17 protein-coding genes and 1 pseudogene are annotated in these 20,667 nt (G+C 71.8%); 7 read left to right on the forward strand and 11 right to left on the reverse strand.

Features of this window, described 5'->3' with window-relative positions; all coding sequences use genetic code 11:
* Positions 1-22: 22 nt before the first annotated feature.
* Positions 23-371 (reverse strand): annotated as a pseudogene (locus ACZ516_RS18015) (Scr1 family TA system antitoxin-like transcriptional regulator); the annotation flags it as partial.
* A gap of 15 nt (positions 372-386) precedes the next feature.
* Here ACZ516_RS18015 and ACZ516_RS18020 point away from each other — a divergent pair.
* Positions 387-776, forward strand: coding sequence for a glycine-rich domain-containing protein (locus ACZ516_RS18020; protein WP_469010985.1), 390 nt, complete (start codon positions 387-389; stop codon positions 774-776).
* Positions 777-806: 30 nt separating this feature from the next.
* Positions 807-1,049 carry a hypothetical protein gene (locus ACZ516_RS18025; protein WP_361085826.1) on the forward strand — a complete coding sequence of 81 codons (243 nt, stop codon included), beginning with the start codon at positions 807-809 and terminating at the stop codon, positions 1,047-1,049.
* 150 nt (positions 1,050-1,199) lie between these two features.
* On the opposite strand, the gene ACZ516_RS18030 is transcribed toward ACZ516_RS18025, so the two are convergent.
* A complete protein-coding gene (locus tag ACZ516_RS18030) occupies positions 1,200-2,357 on the reverse strand; it encodes an acyl-CoA dehydrogenase (protein ID WP_469010987.1) in 1,158 nt (385 codons plus the stop codon).
* A gap of 185 nt (positions 2,358-2,542) precedes the next feature.
* Between ACZ516_RS18030 and ACZ516_RS18035 the strand changes: the two genes are divergently transcribed.
* Positions 2,543-3,886, forward strand: a complete 1,344-nt coding sequence (locus ACZ516_RS18035) for a UDP-glucose dehydrogenase family protein (protein WP_358587401.1) — start codon at positions 2,543-2,545, stop codon at positions 3,884-3,886.
* Positions 3,887-4,013: 127 nt separating this feature from the next.
* Here the strand turns inward: ACZ516_RS18035 and ACZ516_RS18040 are convergent, their stop codons facing one another.
* A complete protein-coding gene (locus tag ACZ516_RS18040; protein WP_361085835.1) occupies positions 4,014-4,916 on the reverse strand; it encodes an RNA polymerase sigma-70 factor in 903 nt (300 codons plus the stop codon).
* A gap of 91 nt (positions 4,917-5,007) precedes the next feature.
* On the reverse strand, positions 5,008-6,219 hold the full coding sequence (locus ACZ516_RS18045; RefSeq protein WP_469010988.1) for an NAD(P)/FAD-dependent oxidoreductase: 1,212 nt from the start codon (positions 6,217-6,219) through the stop codon (positions 5,008-5,010).
* A gap of 188 nt (positions 6,220-6,407) precedes the next feature.
* Between ACZ516_RS18045 and ACZ516_RS18050 the strand changes: the two genes are divergently transcribed.
* Positions 6,408-6,812: a VOC family protein gene (locus ACZ516_RS18050; RefSeq protein ID WP_361085841.1), complete on the forward strand. Its 405-nt coding sequence runs from the start codon at positions 6,408-6,410 to the stop codon at positions 6,810-6,812.
* A 95-nt stretch (positions 6,813-6,907) separates the two neighbouring features.
* Here the strand turns inward: ACZ516_RS18050 and ACZ516_RS18055 are convergent, their stop codons facing one another.
* Positions 6,908-8,095 carry a dipeptidase gene (locus ACZ516_RS18055; RefSeq protein ID WP_469010991.1) on the reverse strand — a complete coding sequence of 396 codons (1,188 nt, stop codon included), beginning with the start codon at positions 8,093-8,095 and terminating at the stop codon, positions 6,908-6,910.
* A 111-nt stretch (positions 8,096-8,206) separates the two neighbouring features.
* Positions 8,207-9,574: an LCP family protein gene (locus ACZ516_RS18060; RefSeq protein ID WP_361085847.1), complete on the reverse strand. Its 1,368-nt coding sequence runs from the start codon at positions 9,572-9,574 to the stop codon at positions 8,207-8,209.
* A 129-nt stretch (positions 9,575-9,703) separates the two neighbouring features.
* On the opposite strand from ACZ516_RS18060, the gene ACZ516_RS18065 reads away from it, so the two are divergent.
* Complete coding sequence (locus tag ACZ516_RS18065; RefSeq protein WP_358913603.1) at positions 9,704-10,285, forward strand: acyl-CoA thioesterase; 582 nt, start codon at positions 9,704-9,706, stop codon at positions 10,283-10,285.
* 17 nt (positions 10,286-10,302) lie between these two features.
* Here the strand turns inward: ACZ516_RS18065 and ACZ516_RS18070 are convergent, their stop codons facing one another.
* Positions 10,303-11,787 carry an LCP family protein gene (locus tag ACZ516_RS18070; protein WP_358913602.1) on the reverse strand — a complete coding sequence of 495 codons (1,485 nt, stop codon included), beginning with the start codon at positions 11,785-11,787 and terminating at the stop codon, positions 10,303-10,305.
* 205 nt (positions 11,788-11,992) lie between these two features.
* Between ACZ516_RS18070 and ACZ516_RS18075 the strand changes: the two genes are divergently transcribed.
* Complete coding sequence (locus tag ACZ516_RS18075) at positions 11,993-13,030, forward strand: glycosyltransferase family 2 protein (RefSeq protein WP_469010992.1); 1,038 nt, start codon at positions 11,993-11,995, stop codon at positions 13,028-13,030.
* A 16-nt stretch (positions 13,031-13,046) separates the two neighbouring features.
* Here ACZ516_RS18075 and ACZ516_RS18080 read toward each other — a convergent pair whose 3' ends face one another.
* The 4 genes from ACZ516_RS18080 to ACZ516_RS18095 all read right to left on the reverse strand — a co-directional run bounded on the left by ACZ516_RS18080 (position 13,047) and on the right by ACZ516_RS18095 (position 19,151).
* A complete protein-coding gene (locus tag ACZ516_RS18080) occupies positions 13,047-14,867 on the reverse strand; it encodes an LCP family protein (protein WP_469010993.1) in 1,821 nt (606 codons plus the stop codon).
* Positions 14,868-14,968: 101 nt separating this feature from the next.
* A complete protein-coding gene (locus tag ACZ516_RS18085; RefSeq protein ID WP_361085856.1) occupies positions 14,969-16,717 on the reverse strand; it encodes an LCP family protein in 1,749 nt (582 codons plus the stop codon).
* Positions 16,718-16,943: 226 nt separating this feature from the next.
* Positions 16,944-18,200, reverse strand: a complete 1,257-nt coding sequence (locus ACZ516_RS18090) for an LCP family protein (protein WP_469011042.1) — start codon at positions 18,198-18,200, stop codon at positions 16,944-16,946.
* Positions 18,201-18,398: 198 nt separating this feature from the next.
* Entirely contained in the window at positions 18,399-19,151 is a 753-nt protein-coding gene (locus tag ACZ516_RS18095; RefSeq protein ID WP_469010995.1) for a TIGR03089 family protein, read from the reverse strand.
* Between the two features lie 138 nt (positions 19,152-19,289).
* On the opposite strand from ACZ516_RS18095, the gene ACZ516_RS18100 reads away from it, so the two are divergent.
* Positions 19,290-20,651, forward strand: a complete 1,362-nt coding sequence (locus ACZ516_RS18100) for a peptidoglycan recognition protein family protein (protein ID WP_361085865.1) — start codon at positions 19,290-19,292, stop codon at positions 20,649-20,651.
* The last annotated feature ends 16 nt before the right edge of the window (positions 20,652-20,667 follow it).

Below are 20,667 nucleotides of genomic sequence, written 5' to 3' on the forward strand. Positions count from 1 at the left end.
GGGATGGCGGCTGCGGTGCTGGTCACCGCAGCAATGCCACCGCGTCCGCGATGAGGCAGCGGGCTGCCGCTCCCCGCGCGGCCTGCTGCGAGAGGCCTTCAAAGGCTCGGGCGTACAGCTCGACCTGGCTCGGCCGAGAACGGGGCGATGCCCACGGCAACGTTCTGACGGTCCATGACCCCAAGAAGGTGGCCGAGCTGCGCCGCCATGGTTTCGGCGCTGCACAGCCGGTATCGCAACACTGACTCTTCCAGCACGAAGGAGAACCGGCGCCCGCCCTTGCTCAGCACCTCCTTACGCCGTATCCGAGCTGCCATGGCTTCGCTCACGTCGTCCGGTGTCCCTCGGAAGTCCGCGAAAGAGGACAGCAGGCCGAGCGGATCGTGATGGAAGCGCTCAAGTTCATGGACGCCGCCACGCAGTTCCCCACCGCCAGGATCACGCCCTCCAGCGTGGTGGACGAGGGGTGGCACGCGCTGATCCTGCACACGAATCTGTACGAGAGGCTGTGCGCGCGCCTGGGGCGGTTCGTGCACCACTGGCCCGAGCGCCCCGACGCGGAACGGCACGACGAGCACGCGCTCACCCGCACGGTGGCCGTCATCGAGCAGGCCGGACACACCGTCGACAGCGCACTGTGGAACGGCAGGATCAAGGCCCTGGTCCCGGTGGCGGCCAACTGCTCCCACACTCCCAAGCCGGGTGGTTGTGGTCCGATCAACCCGGGCGAGTGCGCTTCGCACTGCTCGGGCGACGACGGCGACGGCGATGGCTAGGGTGGCCGCAGGCAGACGGAAGGCGGAAGTGTGGACGCTGAGCAGGCCCGGGACGTCGACGCCCTGCTGCACCGGTTGGGGATCCCCGGCGTGGTCGCCCCCGAGGACCCGGAGAAGGCGGCGGGACCCTGGCGCGTGTACGACACGGCCGACCCGGCCACGCGCCGGGACGTGACCGCTGATGTGCTGGCCTCTGTGGCCGCCAGGTTTCCGGAGGGGCGACCGGGGTCGGGGCCGATGCGGGGATTCGTGATCCCGTCCGAGGACGAATGACCGCACTGCGAAGCAGGCCCGACACACGAACGCCCCTGCCGCGCAGGGCAAGGGCGTTCCGGGTGTCGAAGGGCAGGCGGTCCGGCTGCACCACCGTGACTGGGTTCCGCTCGGCGGCGTCAGCTCAAGCCGCCGCCCGGCCAGAACCCGCTACGGCAGGTTCCTCGCCATCACGATGCGCTGGACCTGGTTCGTGCCCTCGTAGATCTGGGTGATCTTCGCGTCCCGCATCATGCGCTCCACGGGGTAGTCCCGCGTGTAGCCGTAGCCGCCGAGGAGCTGGACGGCGTCCGTGGTGACCTCCATCGCGACGTCCGAGGCGAAGCACTTGGCGGCCGCGCCCTGGAAGGTGAGGTCCTTGTCGCCGCGCTCCGACTTGGCCGCCGCCGCGTACGTCAGCTGACGTGCCGCCTCGATCTTCATCGCCATGTCGGCGAGCATGAACTGGATGCCCTGGAAGTCGGCGATCGGCTTGCCGAACTGCTTGCGCTCCTGGACGTAGCCCTTGGCGTAGTCGAGGGCGCCCTGCGCGATGCCGAGGGCCTGCGCCGCGATGGTGATGCGGGTGTGGTCCAGGGTCTTCATGGCGGTCGCGAAGCCCGTGCCCTCCTCGCCGATCATGCGGTCGGCGGGGATGCGGACGTTGTCGAGGTAGACCTCGCGGGTGGGGGAGCCCTTGATGCCGAGCTTGCGCTCCGGAGCGCCGAAGGAGACGCCCTCGTCGGACTTCTCCACGACGAAGGCGCTGATGCCCTTGGAGCGCTTGGTCGGGTCGGTGACGGCCATGACCGTGTAGTACTCGGAGACGCCCGCGTTGGTGATCCAGCGCTTCACGCCGTTGAGGACGTAGGTGTCGCCGTCGCGGACCGCCCTCGTCTTCATGCCGGCGGCGTCCGAACCCGCGTCCGGCTCGCTCAGGCAGTACGAGAACATGCCCTCGCCCTTGGCGAGCGGCGCCATGTACTTCTTCTTCAGCTCCTCGGAGCCGGAGAGGATGACCGGCAGCGAGCCGAGCTTGTTCACGGCCGGGATGAGGGAGGAGCTGGCGCAGACGCGGGCCACTTCCTCGATCACGATGACGGTCGCCAGGGCGTCCGCGCCCGCGCCGCCGTAGCTCTCCGGCACGTGCACGGCGTGCAGGTCGTTCGCCACCAGCGCGTCGTGGGCCTCCTGCGGGAAGCGGGCCTCCTCGTCGACCGCGGCGGCGAACGGCGCGATCTTCGCCTCGGCCAGCGAGCGGATCGCGTCCCGGAGCATGTCGTGCTCCTCGGACGGGCGGTACAGGTCGAAATCAGCCGATCCGGCCAAGGTCTCTCACGCTCCAAGGATGCTAATTACCGTTAAGTAACCCAAATTTTAGTGGTGTCACCCCTGCGACGGATACGTGAGCTTGGCGACAGCGGGAATCGTGCCCGGTGAGAGGCCCGGATACGCCCGACTATGCTCGGTCAGCGCACGCAGCCGTCAGCCCCGCAGACCCTCTGGAGCACCGCATGGCCCTCAAGATCACCGTGATCGGCACCGGCTATCTCGGCGCCACGCACGCCGCGGCCATGGCCGAACTCGGCTTCGAGGTCCTCGGTCTTGACGTCGTGCCGGAGAAGGTCGACATGCTCCAGCGGGGCGAAGTGCCCATGTACGAGCCCGGCCTCGCGGAACTGCTCCGCAAGCACGTCGCCGGCATCGAGGGCTCCAGCGGCCGGCTGCGCTTCACCATGGACCCGGCGGAGGTCGCCGAGTTCGGCGACGTCCACTTCATCTGCGTGAACACCCCGCAGAAGCACGGGGAGTACGCGTGCGACATGTCGTACGTCGACGCGGCGGTGGAGTCACTGGCCAAGCACCTGAACAGGGCCGCCCTGGTCGTCGGCAAGTCCACCGTGCCCGTCGGCAGCGCGGACCGGCTCGCGGCCCGCATCCTGGAGCTGGCCCCCGCGGGCGACGCGGTCGAGCTGGCGTGGAACCCCGAGTTCCTGCGCGAGGGCTTCGCCGTGCAGGACACGCTGCGCCCCGACCGGATCGTGGTCGGCGTGCGCAGCGAGCGCGCCGAGAAGCTGCTGCGCGAGGTGTACGCGACGCCGGTCGCCGAGGGCTCGCCCTTCGTCGTCACCGACTTCCCGACGGCGGAGCTGGTGAAGACCTCCGCGAACTCCTTCCTCGCCACGAAGATCTCCTTCATCAACGCCATGGCGGAGGTGTGCGAGGCCGCGGGCGGCGATGTCGTGAAGCTCGCCGAGGCGCTCGGCCACGACGACCGGATCGGCAAGAAGTTCCTGCGCGCCGGGATCGGCTTCGGTGGCGGCTGCCTGCCCAAGGACATCCGCGCCTTCATGGCCCGGGCCGGCGAGCTGGGCGCCGACCAGGCCCTGACCTTCCTGCGCGAGATCGACTCCATCAACATGCGCCGGCGCGGCCAGATGGTCGAGATGGCCCGCGAGGCGCTCGGCGGCGGCTCCTTCCTCGGCAAGCGGGTCGCGGTGCTCGGCGCCACCTTCAAGCCGGACTCCGACGACGTCCGCGACTCCCCGGCGCTCAACGTCGCCGGGCAGATCCACCTCCAGGGCGGCCAGGTCACCGTCTACGACCCCAAGGGCATGGCCAACGCCCGCCGGCTCTTCCCCACTCTCGGCTACGCGGACACGGCGGTGGACGCCGTGCGCGGCGCCGACGTCGTGCTGCACCTCACGGAGTGGCGCGAGTTCCGCGAGCTGGACCCGGCGGCGCTCGCCTCCGTGGCGGCCGCCCCCGTCATCCTGGACGGCCGCAACGCGCTGGACCCCGAGACCTGGCGGGCGGCCGGCTGGACCTACCGCGCGATGGGCAGGCCGGCGGCCTAGCGAGGCCCACCGCAGTGCCCCCTCGGCCCACCTGGCAGGCGTCACCGGCCCAGCGAGGGGATCACCGCAGGGCCGGCGGCCCAGCAGGTGTCACGGCCCCGCAGGCGTCACCGGCCCAGCGAGGTGATCACCGCAGGGCCAGCGGTGTCTCCGCCTCGACGCGGGACAGCTTCTCCGGGTTGCGCACGAAGTAGAGGCCGGTGATCCGCTCGCCGTCCTCCGCGACGCGGACCGCCATGACGCCGTCCAGCTCCCCGTCCAGGCGTACGAGGAGCGCGGGGCTGCCGTTGACCACGGTGGGCTCGGTGGTGATCGTGGCGCCGGTCTTGGCGGAACCGCCGAGGTAGAGGCGGGCCACCTTCAGGGCGCCGATGATCGGCCGCAGCGCGGCCTGCTTGATGCCGCCGCCGTCGCTCACCAGGACGACCTCCGGGGCGAGCACGTCGAGCAGGTTCTGCAGGTCCCTGGTCTCCAGGGCCCGCTGGAAGGCGTCCAGGGCCGCCCGCGCCCGGCGCGGGGAGACACTCTGGCGCGGGCGGCGGGCCTCGACGTGCCGGCGGGCCCGGTGGGCGATCTGGCGCACGGCGGCGGGACTCTTGTCGACGGCGGCCGCGATCTCGTCGTAGCCGATGTCGAAGGCCTCGCGCAGCACGAAGACGGCGCGCTCGGTCGGGGAGAGCGTCTCGAGGACGAGCATCATCGCCATCGACACGCTCTCCGCCAGCTCGACGTCCTCGGCCACGTCCGGCGCGGTGAGCAGCGGCTCGGGCAGCCACTGGCCGACGTAGGCCTCCTTGCGGCGCTTGAGGGTGCGCAGCCGGTTGAGCGCCTGCCGGGTGGTGATCCGGACGAGGTAGGCGCGTTGGTCGTCCACCTGCTCCAGGTCGACCCCGGCCCACCGCAGCCAGGTCTCCTGGAGGACGTCCTCGGCGTCGGCCGCCGAGCCGAGCATCTCGTAGGCGACGGTGAACAGGAGGTTGCGGTGGGCGACGAACGTCTCGGTCGCGGGATCGACGGGGTGCTCGCTCATGGCTCGACGTCCTCATCGTGGGCGGGTCGTTGGCAGGTCGTAGGGAGGTCACCGGCAGCCGAATGATCTTGCCCTACCCGCCGGTGTCCGGTCAGGCGCTTTGCTCGACGGGCGCGGACGTCCCGCCCTGCCCGGCACCGGCCTGGAGCACCCGGCGGCGCCTGGTGTCACCGGGGATGCGGTGCAGCCGGTAGGCGCCCGGCTTGCTCCCCTCGTCGGCCAGGTGCTTGAGGACGCCCGAGCAGATGGCCTCCTTGACCTTCGCGCCCAGGCCGCCGTCGATGTGGAAGCCCACCGCCACGTCGGACCTGTTGGCGAACTGGAAGATGCCCTCGCCCCGGCCGAGGCTGACGCACTGCGCCCCGAACGGCTGCTTGAGGTCGGCGGGCCGTTCGCCGGCGAGCCGGCTGAGCACGGTGTCGGCGGCCCGCGCGCCCATCGGCATCGCGGCCTGGCAGCTCATCCGCAGCGCGAGCCCCGACGGCACCGCCGCGTCCCCGGCCGCGACGATGCGCTCGTCGTCCACGCTGGTCAGCGTCTCGTCCGTGAGCAGGCGGCCCAGGGCGTCGGTGCGCAGCCCGCTCCGGGCGGCCAGGTCCGGCACGCCGAAGCCGACGGTCCACACGGTGACCTGGCTCGGCAGCTCGCGGCCGTCGGCGAGCCGTACGGCGTCGGGGGTCACCTCCGTCGCCTTCGTGCCGGCGCCGTCCAGCACGACGACCCCGAGCCGGGCCAGGCGCGCGGCCACCGACCGGCGGCCCTTGGGGTGCAGGTAGGGGCCGAGCAGGCCGCCGCAGACCAAGGTCACGGCCCGCCCCGCCTCGGCCAGTTCGGCGGCGGTCTCGATGCCGGTCGGACCGGCTCCGACGACCGTCACCGGGGCGGTCGCGGGCGTGGCGTCGAGGACCGGCCGCAGCCGCCGCGCGTCCTCCAGGGAGGCGAGGGGGTGGGCGAACTCGGCCGCTCCGGGCACGCCGGGGTCGGCGCTCGCGCTGCCGACCGCGTAGACGAGGTAGTCGTAGGCGAGCGTGCCGCCCGAGGCCAGGGCCAGGGTCCGGCCCGGCGCGTCGATCCGCTCCACGGAGTCGACGACCAGCCGCACGCGCCCGGCCAGGACCTCGCGGTACTCGACGACCGCCTCGCCGGTCCCGCCCACCAGCTGGTGCAGGCGGATCCGGTGCACGAAGGACGGGCGGGGGTTGACCAGCGTCACGTTCACATCGCCGCGCAGGGTCAGGCGGTTGGCCGCCATCACGCCGGCGTAACCGCCGCCGATCACGACCACATCGGTGTTCTCAGCCATGGTGTCTCTCCTCCGCTTCAGGGGTTCGACCTCAAGACACCGGACCCCGCACGGCTGTGACCAAATGTGACGGGCGTCACTTTCATGGCTGTGCTGTGCGGTATCGGAGCCCGCGTGTTTACGCCGATCCGCGTGGGCACCCGTTCTGCCTCTGTGCCTGTTGAGCCTGCCGAGAAGGAGGAGGAGTCATGAGCGACCAGCACGACGGCGCCCCCATCGCCCGCCTGCACAACATCGTCTTCGACAGCCCGCGCCCCCGCGAACTCGCCGAGTTCTACGCCGCGATCCTGGGCGGCACCGTCGAGGGCGACGACGACTGGGTCGACGTGGTGGCCGCCGGTCGCGTCAAGGTGTCGTTCCAGCGGGTGCCGGACCTGCGCCCGCCCGAGTGGCCGCGCGCCGACCTCAACGCCCAGCAGATCCACCTGGACCTCGACATCGGCAGCACCGACGAGGAGCTGGCGGCCGCCCAGGAGAAGGTGCTCGCCCTCGGCGCGCGCCCCCTCGACCTGGACGACGACGGGGGCAAGCGCGACTTCCGCGTGTACGCCGACCCGGCGGGGCACCCGTTCTGCCTCTGCAAGTTCCCCTGACGGGGAAGCCCCTGCGGGCCCTGACGGGGATGCCCCGTGGGGATCCTGACGGGGAAGCCCCCGTGGGGCCCTGACAGGGAGATCCCGGAGCGCCGCTAGCCGTCCAGCCGCTCCATCTTCGCCGTGGAGGCCGTCCTGCGCTCCCGCGCCGCCCGGGCCGTGAAGTCCGTGCTGCGCAGGACGCGTTGGAGGTTCCCCCAGGTGAGCCCGGCCACCTCGGCCTCGGTCCAGTCGCGTTCGAACAGTTCGGTGATCAGCCGCGGATAGCCCGACGTGTCGTCCAGCCCCTCCGGGTGCTCCTCCGGGGTGTCGTACGTCCCCGACAGGCCGACGCACTCCGGTCCCGCGACCCGGCGCACATGGTCGAGGTGGTCCGCCACCTCGCGCACGGAGGCGCCCGTCCGCCTGGCGGCCAGCGGCACCATGCACAGCCCCTTCGCGGCGCCCACCTCGGCGAGCAGCTCGTCCGGGAGGTTGTCCGGATGGTCGCGCAGGGCGAGCGCCCCGGAGCGGGTGAAGATCGACGGCGCCTTGGAGATGGCCAGCACCCGCCGCACCGTCGCCTCCGACGCGCCGGACAGGTCCGCGAGGATCCCGAGCCGGTTCATCTCCCGTACGACCTCCTCGCCGAAGGCCGAAAGGCCGCCCGGCCCCGCCCACGCCGTGCCGCGCAGGGTGAGCGCGCACAGGCCCAGGCTGTGCAGCGAGCGCAACGTGCCCAGCGAGTCGCCGATCGCCACCCCGCGCGCGGGGCCGATCAACGTGGCGATGCGGCCGCAGTTGCGGGCGTCGGTGACCTCCGAGGCGTCCCGGGCGAGCCGCAGCCCCTCGGGGTGCGCCCCGACGACGTGCTTCACGAGGTCGATCTGTTCGAGGGTGGCCCGCACGACGCGGTCGGCGTCCAGCCGCTCCGGCACGTACACGGACCAGAGCTGGGCCCCGACCCGCCCGGCGCGCAGCCGCGGCAGGTCGCTCTCCAGGCCGCTGTCGCCCGTCTCGAAGTCGTACCAGGGGAGGTCGCGCAGCGCCCCCGGCAGGCCGCAGTACCCGTCGGCGACGGGATGCTCGCCGAGCACGGCGCGGGCTCGCGCGTAGGGGTCCTTCGCCCACGCGGGCCCCGCGTCGTCCGCCCGTACGGGCCCCGGGCCGACGGAATCGGCATCGCTCGGCGCCCCGGCGGGCGGGTCGGGCCGGGGGCCCGGCCGGGAGTCGTCCGGGCCGGGGGCCTCGTCGAGCTTCCCGGCCTCGGCGGTGGAGTTGATCTCGTCCTGCAGGTCTGCCATGGCAGGGCTCCGGACGTCGGGGGTAGCAGGTGTGCACCACCGTGACATGCCGGAGCCCGAGGGTCGCGACGGAGGGGCCGTTCGGAGTACGGCGAAGGGCCCCTTCCGGGCTCAGTTGCCCGCGACCGTCACCTTGTCGTCGTTGTTCAGCTGGTTGACCAGCTGCTTGACCTTGGCCTTGTCCCACAGGAGGTTGCCGCCCGCCGAACCGGCGATCGGCATGTTCATGGACTTGCCGTCCCCGCCGGTGACGCCCTTCATGGCCCAGAACATGGACGCCACGTCCATCAGACCCATGTCCTTGTCGACGATCAGCGTGTCCAGGCCCGCGCTCATCGTGGGGTAGAGCTTGAAGGGGTTCATGACGGTGCCGGGCGTCGCCGCCTGGTTCGCGAGGGCCGCGAGGAACTTCTGCTGGTTCTTCGTGCGGTCCAGGTCGCTGCCCGGCAGCGCGTAACGGGTGCGGACGAAGGCGAGGGCCTGCTCGCCGTCGAGGGTCTGCTTGCCCGCCTCGAAGTCGGCGCCGGACTTCTTGTCCTTGAAGCCCTTGGGGATGTCCAGCTCCACGCCGCCGACCGCGTCCACGATCTCCGCGAAGCCGCCGAAGCCGATCTCGGCGTAGTGGTCGATGCGCAGGCCGGTGTTGTACTCGACGGTCCGCACGAGCAGCTCGGGGCCGTCCTCCGCGTAGGCGGCGTTCAGCTTCGTCTGGCGGCCCTGGTTCGGGTAGAGCTTGCCGGACTCGGCGCCCTTGAAGGAGGGGATCGTCACGTTCGAGTCGCGGGGCAGCGAGATCATCGTGTTCCCGCCGTCGTCCGCGACGTGCAGGATCATCATCGAGTCCGTGCGCTTGCCGTCGGCCGAACCGGTGTGGAGCCGCTTCTTGTCCTCGTCGGACATGCCCTCGCGGCTGTCGGAGCCCACGATCAGGTAGTTCGTGCCCGCGCCGCCCTCGGGCCGCTCGATGACCTTGGAGAGGTCGACCTCGCGCTTGAGCTTGCCGTCGGCCCAGAAGTACGTCGCCACGGACGTCACGAGCAGCACGGACACGAGGGTGATCGAGCCGATCTTGATGCGGCGCCGCCAGTCAGGCGCGGGGCGCGGGCCACGCGACCGCCCCTCGGTTCCACCGCCCCGGCCTGCGCCACCGCCCCGGCCGGAACCCGAGGCCGGCTGGCCGTACACCTGGCCGGTGTTGTAGCCGCTGTCGTGGCTCTGGCCGTACGCGTCCCGGCGCGGGGCACGGGGCTCGAAGACCTCGTCGCGGGCGTCGCCGTACGGCTGCCCGTCGCCGTAGCGCTCGCCGTGTCCGTCGTCGTACGCGGGCTGCTGCGGGACGCCACCGGGCGGCGGCCCGGCGGGGCGGGCGGGGCCGCCGCGCTGGATGTGGCGCATCACGCGGGCGCCGTCGGGCTGGGAGTCCCCGCTGCCGCGGCCGTAGCCACGGCCGCCCGCCTGATTGTCTGGCCAATCGCTCATGTGGCCCAGTGTGCAGTGCCGGACCGCGCCACATACAGGGAGGTCGACAATTCGGGCCCGGCCTGTTGCAGAGCTGATGCAAAGCGACCGGGGACGGCACGTCCGTCCGCCCGGCATAGGGTGGAGGGCATGACTGATCAGGCCTCCCGCCCGGCGGCGTCCGGCGCCGCGGAACGCGACCGGGCCCCCGAGGCGGTTCCGGGCAAGCCGACCTCGGCGTCCCGCACCACACTCAGCCACATCATGACCCACAACGACACCAACCTCCTCGGCACGGTGCACGGCGGTGTGATCATGAAACTGGTGGACGACGCGGCCGGCGCCGTCGCCGGGCGCCACTCGGGCGGGCCCGCGGTCACCGCGTCGATGGACGAGATGGTCTTCCTGGAACCGGTCCGCGTAGGGGACCTCGTCCATGTGAAGGCCCAGGTCAACTGGACCGGACGCAGCTCCATGGAGGTCGGCGTCCGGGTTCTGGCCGAGCGGTGGAACGAGTCGACGCCCGCCCAACAGGTCGGCTCCGCCTATCTCGTCTTCGCCGCCGTCGACGCGGACGGCAGGCCCCGGACGGTTCCGCCGGTGCTGCCGGAGACGGATCGCGACCGCCGCCGCTACCAGGAGGCCCAGATCCGCCGCACCCACCGCCTCGCCCGCCGCCGGGCGATCAAGGAGCTGCGGGAGGCGCGTGCCGCGGAGGGCTTCGACGACTGACGCCGGCGCCGGAGTGGTTACGGGCAGATGACCTCGTCGCCGGTGACCGCTCCGAACTCCCCCTGGAGTTCGTCCTCCGCGCGCACCGGGCGTACCGCCTTGAAGTCCTTGCCCGCGATCACCTTGAGCACCGCGCCCTGCCGCTCGACCTGGCGCATCTCGCAGCCCGGCAGAGCCGTCGCGAGGGTCTTCGCCGAGCGGTCCCAGCGCGGGTCGTAGGCGACGACGGTCCGCGGGAACGGTGCCGTCGCCGCGTTCGGCGCGTCCGTGGGCAGGCCCGTCGTGCGGAACCCGGTGGCCCGCAGCTCCGCGTCGACGCGCTTGCCGAGCCCCGGCGCCCCCGAGCCGTTCTCCACCTGCACCTGGATCTGCTGCGGTGAGACGTCCACCAGCGCGGCCTTGGAGCGGCCGCGGTGCGCGGCCAGCGGGCGGTCCTCGCGCAGCGCCTCGAACAGCTTCGCGGACTTCACGGGATGCCACTTCAGCGTCGAGCCGATGCCCGGCAGCACCTGCGCCTGGATGCTCAGCGGCACGGTCGTGAACTCGGAGGACGACGGCGAGAAGCCCCGCATCGCCTGCCCGAGGGCCAGCATGTCGCTCGTCCCGAAGCCCTGGTCGGCCCGCACCGAGCCGAGGAGCGTGCGCGTCACGTCCCGGAACTTGACGGGGTTCAGCAGCACACCGCTGCTGGTCGCCTTGGCGATGAGCGCCGCCAGGAACCGCTGCTGGCGCTGCATCCGACCGAGGTCGGAGGCCCCGTCGACGTACCGCGAACGCACGTACTGAAGGGCCTCGCCGCCGTTCATGGCGTGCGAGCCGATCCCCATGTTGAGGCCGGTCTTGGGGTCGACCAGGTTCTTGGCGGTGCAGATCTCCACGCCGCCGACCACGTCCACGGTCTTGATGAAGCTGGTGAAATCGACCTCCAGATAGTGGTCGATCTTGACCTTGGTCATGTGCTCCACGGTGCGCACCGTGAGGTTCGGCCCGCCCTCCGCGTACGCGGCGTTGATCTTGTTGGGGTGCGGGCGGTGCTTCTTGCCGGTGATCCGGTCGGTGTGCGCGGGCAGCTCGGCGTAGGAGTCCCGGGGCAGGCTGACGACGCTGGCGCGGTCCTTGTCCTCCGAGATGTGCACGATCATGATCGTGTCGGTGCAGTGGCAGGGCGCGCCGCCAAGACGGTACTTCCGCTTGTCCGCGGGGGAGATCTTGTCGCGGCCGTCGGTGCCGACGAGCAGGACGTTCATGCCGTGGCCCGAGGCGGGCCTGTTCTTCATGTCCTTGAAGGCGTCGACCCGCTTGATCCCCGTGTCGAGACCGGTGACCACGGTGTGCCCGATCCCGGCCGCCGCGAGCACCGCCACCGAGCAGGCGGTCGTGACCCGCATGGCCCAGCGCGGCCGCCGTTTGCCCCGCGCGGCCGGCCTGCGTGCGGGCGGCCTGTGGCCCTGCGGCTGCGGGCGGCGCGGCGGGGGAGCGGGGTGGCGGGGCGGTGTGGGCACGTGGGGGACACCTCCGCGGAGACGGGCGATGGCAGCGGGCGGACGGCGGGAGCGGCGGGAGCGGCACAATCGGGGACGGGGGCGGGGCCGGCCCGGGACGGGAGCGGGGGAACCCGAGAAACGTAAGCCCATACGAAATGCGGCCCGGGGCAGCGACCCCTGCGGCGCGCGACCGTGTCCCCCATTCGCGGTAACGTGACGCGTGATGAACGCGAAGTCTGGGGCGCAGCCGCCCGCCGTATCCGTGATCATGCCCGTCCTCAACGAGGAGCGGCATCTGCGCGAGGCCGTCCACGCGATCCTGCGGCAGGAGTACGCGGGTGAGATGGAGGTCGTGCTCGCCCTCGGCCCCTCCGCCGACCGCACCGACGAGATCGCCGCGGAGCTGGTCAAGGCAGATCCGCGGGTGCACACGGTGCCGAATCCGACGGGGCGTACGCCGGCGGCGCTCAACGCCGCGATCAAGGCTTCACGTCACCCGATCGTGGTGCGCGTCGACGGCCACGCCGCGCTCTCGCCGGGTTACATCACGACCGCCGTGCGCCTCCTGGAGGAGACCGGCGCAATGAACGTCGGCGGCATCATGCACGCCGAGGGCCAGAACGACTGGGAGCGCGCGGTCGCCGCCGCCATGACGTCGAAGATCGGCGTGGGCAACGCCGCCTTCCACACCGGCGGCGAGCCCCAGCAGGCCGAGACGGTCTACCTCGGCGTCTTCCGCCGCGAGGCGCTGGAGCAGCAGGGCGGCTACAACGAGGAGTTCATCCGCGCCCAGGACTGGGAGCTGAACTTCCGCATCCGCGAGGCCGGCGGCCTGATCTGGTTCTCGCCCGACCTGCTGGTCTCCTACCGCCCGCGCCCGAGCGTGAAGGCGCTGGCCAAGCAGTACAAGGACTACGGCCGCTGGCGGCACGTCGTCGCCCGCTACCACGAGGGCTCCATCAACCTGCGCTACCTCGCGCCGCCGACCGCGCTCTGCGCGATAGCCGCCGGCCTGGTGGTCGGCGCGGCGCTGACGCCGTGGGGCCTGGTGATCCCCGGCGGCTACCTCGCGGCGATCGTCGCGGGCTCCGTCCCGGCGGGCAAGGGGCTGCCCCTGAAGGCGCGGCTCCAGATCCCGGTGGCGCTCGCGACGATGCACATGTCGTGGGGCTGGGGCTTCTTGACCAGCCCGCGCTCGCTCGCCAAGAAGGTCATCGCCTCGCGCCGTCCGGCCGTCCTGGGGGAGACCCAGGAGGCCTGACGGCTCGTTGGGGCGGCTACCAGGAGAAGTCCGGGTCCACCTTCATGCACGCCTTCTTGTCGGACCCGCTGAGCGCGTCCGCCGAATCCGGCGTCCTGTCGTCCTTCTTCGAGGGCTTGGGCGGCTTGTCGCCCTGGCGCCAGTCGGCGCCGACGATCAGCGTGACCCCGGAGACGTCCGTGGACTTCTTCACCGAACTCAGCGGCAGTTTCAGCGCCTTGGCGATCCGCTGGGCGTCGCCCTCCAGCTCGGCCGACGGGTAGCGGATGACGGTCTTGCCCTCGGTCAGGACCGTCGTCGTGTCCGGCGTGGCCTTCTTGAAGCCCTTGCCGGTCAGGAGCTGCGCCACGGTGTTCGCCCGGCCGGAGGTCGGCGGCTCCGTGGCGGTCCGGGTGCCGTTCTGGACCTGGATCGCGATCTGGTCGTCGGCGGCCGCCGGGTCGTCCGAGAGCTTCTCCTCGGCCTTCTTCTTCTTGCCCTTGCCGTCCAGCGGGATGTCGTCGCGCACCAGCCGGAAGAGCTGTTCGGCGTCGCCGGGCTTGGGGACGACGCGGGCGCCGACGTACTCGAAGGGCATGGTCGTCATCGTCGTACGGGAGGGGGAGACCTTCTTCAGCTCGTTGCCGAGGTCGTACAGCTCCTTGATGGTGCCGAGGCCGTCGTCCACCTTCAGCGCCTTCGTGGCCTCCTCGGCGAGCTTGCGCAGCTGGTTGGGGCTGGTCAGGCCGGTGTTCTCGCGGAGCTTGCGGACCAGCGCGTTCATGTACATGTGCTGGGCCTTGGCGCGGCTGATGTCGGTGCCGCCCTCGAAGCCGTAGCGGGTGCGCAGCCACTGCAGGGCCTGCTCGCCCTTGACCTCCGTGGTGCCCTTCTTCAGCTTCAGACCCGAGCCGTGGCCCTGGCTGTCGCGCGAGTGGATGTTCCGGTCCACGCAGACCGGTACGCCGCCGATGGCGTCGGCCATGGAGACCACACCGGAGAAGTCGACCATCATGAAGTGGTCGATGTGGATGTTGGTGAGCTTCTCCCAGGTGGCGACCGTGCAGCCGGGGCCGCCGCGGCCCAGGGACTCGTTGGTCATGAACCGCGGCCCGGTCTGCGGGTAGACCTTGCCGTCGTCGGGGTCCGTGCACTTGGGGATCTGGAGGAGGGTGTCGCGCGGCATGCTGACCACGGACATGTTGCTGCGGTCGGCCGAGAGGTGCAGCAGCATCTGTACGTCCGCGAGCGGCGGGGAGCCGAAGGTGTTCTTGGCGCCGCCGAGCTTCTGGTTCGCCTTGGAGTCCCGTGCGTCCGAGCCGATGAGCAGGATGTTCAGCGGCGTCTGCCCGGCGGCGTTGGGCGTGGGCTCGGGGGCCCGGTGCTCGCCGAGGTTCAGGTCGTCGGTCTCCAGGTTGCCGTTGAGGTGCTGGTAGTACAGGTATCCGGCGCCGGCCGTGCCGAGTATCAGGACGGACAGGATCGTCGCCGACCAGCGCAGGACGCGGCGCTTGCGGCGCGGCGGGCGACCCCCACCGCCCGCGCCGCGCCGCCGCCGGTGACCGGGCGGCCGGCCATCGCCCCGGGCGGCCGCGCCGGCACCCGCCGAGGGCATCTCCGAACGCGCGCCGGAATCCGACCGCCCGGCGGAACCGGAGCGCCGGGCGGAACCGGAGCGCCCGGCGCCGTCCGACCGTCCGGCGGAACCGGAGCGCCCGCCGCCGTCCGAGCGTGCGGCGGCGTCGGACGAGGGCTCGTCGGAGCGCTCCCCGTCCTGCTGGCCTCCGTCCCAGCCGTGATCACTTGCGTGCGGGGCTCGTGGTCGAGCCCCCTCCTTACGCACGCTGTTCTGCCTCATCCCCAGCCCCTCCCCGCCCTGTCCCTGCACCGCGGCCGCTCCGCTTCGCCTTGGCCCATGTGCCCTCGGCGCGTTGTTAGACGCAGAACGACCGCTTCAGGTCACTTCGCGCACACAGTCTTGTCGGCTTCGACCTTCTGGACCCCGTCCGGCGCCTTCGACGGCGGGGCGATGGGCACCCCCGCACCCTCGAAGTCGCCGCCGAGCGTCAGCTTCAGGGCAGGGAGCCCCTGTGCGTTCTTCTCGCTCTTGCCCGGCTTCATGGCGGAGGCGGGCAGCCCCATGATGGCGGCGAGCCGACGGGCCTGGTCCGCCTGGGCCGACCCGTACTCCAGCGTCGTCTTCTCGATGACCGACGGCGCGTTCCCCTGCTGGCTGGACTTGAGCACGCCCGCATTGTTCTGCAGCCAGGTGAGAGTCGTCTGAGCGGCGCCGGTCTTGCCGCTGCCGTTGAAGATGTCGACGCGCACGTCGGCGGCGTCGGCCTTGGGGCCCTTGAGCCGGGCGGCCACCGCGGCCTTCTCCTTCTTCTGCTTCTTCTTGACCTCGGTCAGCGACTGGTCGGCCCGCAACATCGCGAACAGCGGCTCCGCCTTGGGCGGGTCGGGGACGACCGTGATGGGGGTCTTCTCGGCGGGGTTGTCCTTGACCGGCAGCGTGGCGAAGGTCAGGTTCTTCATGTCGAGCCTGCCCAACTCCATGCCGAGGTCACGGAGCTTCATGATGTCCGCGATCTTGGAGTCGACGGCGAGGGCCTCGGTGCCGGCCTCCGCGAGGGAGAACATCTTCTTCGGGCTGGTGAGGGTGTCGCTCGACTTCAGCTTGCGCATCAGCGCGCTGAGGAACTGCTGTTGCAGCGCGATGCGGCTCAAGTCGCCGCCGTTGCCCACCGCGTGCCGGGTGCGCACGAACGCCAGCGCCTGCTCGCCCTCGACCGTGTGCTTGCCCTTGGACAGCTTCAGATGCGACTTGGGGTCGTCGATGTCCTTGGCGAGGCAGACCTCCACCCCGCCGACCGCGCTGGAGAGCGTCTTGACCGCGTTGAAGTCGGCCACCATGAAGTGGTCGAGCTTTATCCCGGTGATCTTCGTGACCGTGCGCATCGTGCAGCTCGGCGTGCGCTCGCTCTGGCCGAGGCTCTGGTTGAAGCGGACGTTCTGCGAGCCCTGGATCGTCTTCTGGCTGCCGTCCTCCATGGTGGTGGGGCAGTCCGGGATGTCCGTGATCATGTCGCGCGGGATGCTCAGCGCCGTCGCGTTCGTACGGTCCTTCGAGACGTGCAGCAGGATCGTGGTGTCCGCGTGGCCGAGGCTGCCCTCGTCGCCGTAGCCCTTGTTGCCGCTGCCGCTGCGCTTGTCGGTGCCGATCACCAGGATGTTGATGGGCCGGTCCTTGCTGAAGCCGCCGGTGCCCGCGCCGTCGTCGTTGATCGACGTGATGTTGTCGTTCAGGTGCTGGTAGTAGAGGTACCCGCCGACACACCCCGAGACCAGCAGGAACGCCAGCGTGCCGCCGGTCCAGACCATGACCTTCTTGCCCGCGGACTTCTTCGGCTTCTGCTTACGCCGGCCGCCGGCCGCCTCCGGCTCCTTGCCCCGGCGCCTGCGCTGTCCGGGCACCTCGCGGCGCGCGTCGCGCTCGCCCGGGCGCGGGCGCTCACGGTCGCGGCCCGTCGGGGTGCGGCCGCGGCCGCCCTGCCGGGAGGGGGCCTTACGGGGCCCCGGGACCGTCGAAGGTCCTTGCTCTGTGGAAGGACTCAGTCGCAGCTCGTAATCACCCGTGTCCGGATTGAGCACCCACTGGTCTGCGGGGTCGATGTTCTCTGCCCGCCCACGGCCTTGCGCGTCCACGGTTTTCTGCGTCCTCCGTCGGGGCCACGCGGCGCCTTACCCCCCTCAAGAAGGCGCTCGGTCAGTCGGTCCGGCGGTGCGCGGCCCCAAGGGCCCGATGCACCGGATCGCTCACACTATCCGCCCAGTTCAGCGCCGGACGACGCCGGTGACAAATTCCACTCCCCTACAACTGGGCAATCCGCCCCATTTCTTGGTCACGGGCGGCCTTCCTTTGGGGATCGCTTTACTCGCAGGCGGTCTCCGCGGCGGTGTTGCCCCGGAATGTCGGCGCCGGTGAGGGCGTATGCGTGGGCTCGTCCGGCTTCCCGTCACCGCGCACCTGTTCCTGGCTCGGCGCCGGCTTCACCGGCTTCTCCGGGATCACGGCGACCGGGGTGTCGGCGCGCAGCCGCGTGAACAGCTGCTCCGCCGCCGGCTCCACCAGCTCGTCGCGGTTCGCGTCGTACGTGTACGACTTCCGGGGGACGGTGAGGAACTGCACCCGCTCCGTGGGGATGTCGCGCATGCCGCGCACCAGTTCGTACAGCCCGCGCAGGCTCGCGATCCCGGGGTCGGTCGTCAGCGAGGAGGTCGCCGCGTCGAGGACCGGGTAGAGCTTCGTCGGATTCAGCAGCACGTCGTTGCTCTGCACCTTGTTGACGAGCGCGCCGAGGAACTCCTGCTGGCGGTCCATCCGCTCGGTGTCGCTGCCGTTGCCGAGGCTCTTGCGGGCGCGGACGTATCCGAGGGCCTGTTCGCCGTCCAGGGTCCGCGGCCCGGGGGCGAGCCGTACCTGCGCGTCCTCGTCGTCGATGGGCGTCTTGACGCACACCTGTACGCCGTCGACCGCGTCGACCATGTCCTTGAACCCGGCGAAGTCCACGACCATGTGATGGTCCACGCGGATGCGGGTCAGCTTCTCGACGGTACGGATCGTGCAGGCCGTCCCGCCGAGTTCGAACGCCCAGTTGAACTGCGCGAATTGGGCGCGGGTGCGCGAGCCGTCCGGCCTGAGGCAGCCGGGGATGTCCACCATCAGGTCGCGCGGGATCGACACGGCGGTGGCGCTCTGCCGGTCGGCGGCCAGGTGCAGCAGGATGGTGGTGTCCGAGCGCTGGGTGCCCGCGTCCCTGCCGTACTTGCGGTTCTCCTCGCCCGCGCGCGTGTCGGAGCCGATGAGCAGGATGTTCTGCGCGTCGTGCACCAGCGGTGTCGGCCGCTCCTTCTCGTAGCGCTCCAGCTCGGCGGCGGCGTCGGTGTCCCGCGTGATGTTGCCGTCCAGCTTCCGGTACGCCACCCAGCCCGCGCCCCCGGCGGCGAGCACCAGCACGGACACCCCGAGCGCGAGAGCGCCCAGCCAGCGGTTCCTGCGACGCGCCGCACCCGCCCCGGAGGGGCTCGCACCCGCCCCGGGGCCGTACGTGCCCTGCGGCCCGGGCGCACCGGACCGGGGGGCCGGCGGCTCGTCCGGTCCCTCGGGCGGGCCCGCGGTGTCGGTCACGTCTGCGTCCACCCCTCCTGGCTGCCTCGGCGCATGGTGCGTCCCTACGACCATGGCCCGAGGCGGGGCGGGGGGCCTCTGGGCCCGGTCCCGCTGTACGCCGAACGGGCGACGCGCCGCCAAGGGGCACGGGGAACCGGGCGCCCCCGAGGGGCAGGCGCGGCCGCCCGTGCGGAGCGCGCCCGGGCCCCGCGAGACTCACCGCACGGTGACCGTCACCCGCTCGTCCGCGATCCGCTTCTCCAGACCGCCCTCGGCGAGCCGGTCGAGGTGCCGGCACAGCACCACGGAGCCGCCCCCGGCCAGCGCCGCGTACAGGCCGTGGCTCAGGCCCTCCCAGGTCGCGTACGACTGGCCCGACAGGATCCGCGTGCCCGGCCCGACGCCCAGGCGCGCCGCGTCGGCGCGGGCCCGCTCCACCAGCTGCGCGCCGGTCAGCTCCAGGCCGCCGACGGCGAGCGCGGGCCCGTCCGGGTCCACGGGCGCGTAGGGGGCGAACCGGTCGCCCTGGCCCGGCACCTCCACCGCGTAGTCGGTGAAGCCCTCGGGCGGCTGCGGGAAGCGCCCGCCGAGCGGCCGCAGGGCGAGCGCGATCCGCTCCCCGGAACAGGCGCGGGCGGCCTCCAGCGCGTCGGGGCCGCTGACGACGAGATCGGCCGCGGCCGGGTCGCCGCCGACATCCGCGACGACGCCCACCGACGCGCAGGCGAGCAGCCACACGGCCGTCTGCCAGTGCGCGGGCAGCAGCAGCACGGCCCGGTCGCCGGGCTCGGCGGCGAGGTCGCCCTGGAGCAGATTGGCGGTCTTGGCCACCCAATTGGCGAAGGTGGCGACGGACAATTCCACGCGCTCGCCCGTGGCGTCGTCGTAGAAGGTGACCAGGGGGCGGCCGGGATCCGCGGCGAGCGCGGATCGCAGCAGGTCGGCGGGGGTGCGGTCGTTGGCGTTCACGGGCGCAAGGGTACGCGGGCGACGGCGCGCCGCCGGGGGTGGCGCAGGAGCGCGGACCGCCGGTACGGCCGCTCCCGGCCGACGGACCGTCAATTCCCCGATGGACAGATATGTTCCGGTATGCCGACGATCAGACGTATGCGTGGATTCCTTGCTTCCTCGATCGGTGTCACCTGCGCGGCCGCACTGGCCCTGCCCCTCACCCTGCCCTCGTCCGGCGCCTGGGCCGCGACCCCCGGCGCGCCGCCCGCCGGACCACCCGCCGAGGCGATCCCCGGCAGCACCCAGTCGCTGCCGCTCGCCCCGCTCGGCACTGACCGCTCGCTCGGCCCCGCCGACCGCGAACAGGGCCTCGCCCGGCGCGATGTCCGCCCCTTCTCGCTGGTGGGCGTCGTCTGGGACGACCCGGCCGACGAACTGAACGGCACCGTCCAGGTCCGCACCCGGGCGAGCGGCACCCGCACCTGGTCCGGCTGGCAGGGCGTCGAGACGCACAACCACGAACACGCGGCCGACCCGGGAACCCTGGAGGGCGGCACCGGCAAGGCCCGCGGTTCGACGGCGCCCCTGTGGGTCGGCCACTCCGACGGCGTGGAGATCCGCGTACGGGCACAGTCCGACCGGCGTACGAGCCGTGGCCCCGCCGAGTCCCTGCTGCCCGAGGGGCTGCGCCTGGAGCTGATCGACCCGGGTGACGAGCCCCCGCCGCGCGGCAGCCAGGCCCAGGCGGCGCAGGCCACCGTCATGACCGTCGACTCGGCGGCCGCCTCCGCCGTCAACGCCGACCTCGCCCCGCTCGGCGCCGACGTCATCCCCGAGTTGACCAAGCGGCAGACGGAGGACGACCTGACCGCCGCCCGGGGCGCCCCCGAGGACGCGGCCAAGGCGCGGCCCTACATCGGCCCGCGCCCGCGCATCATCACGCGCAAGGGCTGGGGCGCGGACGAGCGGATCCGCGAGAAGAACTTCGCGTACACCAAGACGGTGAAGGCCGCCTTCGTGCACCACAGCGCGTCCGGCAACAACTACAGCTGCTCACAGGCGGGATCCGTGCTGCGCAGCATCTACCGCTACCACGTCAAGAGCAGCGGCTGGCGCGACTTCGGCTACAACTTCGCCGTCGACAAGTGCGGAAACATCTACGAAGGACGTGCCGGAGGTGTGGCCAAGCCGGTCCTCGGGGCCCACACTCGCGGTTTCAACGCGAACAGCACGGGCATCGCCGTCCTCGGCACGTACAGCAGGTCCAATCCGCCGAAGGCGGCCGTGAACGCCATCGCCCGGCTGACCGCGTGGAAGCTCGGCCTGTACGGCGCCGACCCGAGCGGCACCACCGTCCTGACGTCCGGCGGCGGCAATCTCTACAAGAAGGGAACAGAGGTACGACTCCGGGTGATCTCGGGTCACCGGGACGGATTCGCCACCGACTGCCCCGGCAGCCGCCTGTACGGCAAGCTCGGAACCGCTCGGTCCGCTTCGGCCCGCATGCAGGGCCGCTGACGCCGGGCCGCACCGC

The sequence above is a fragment of the Streptomyces sp. NPDC034037 genome, from assembly GCF_055575715.1.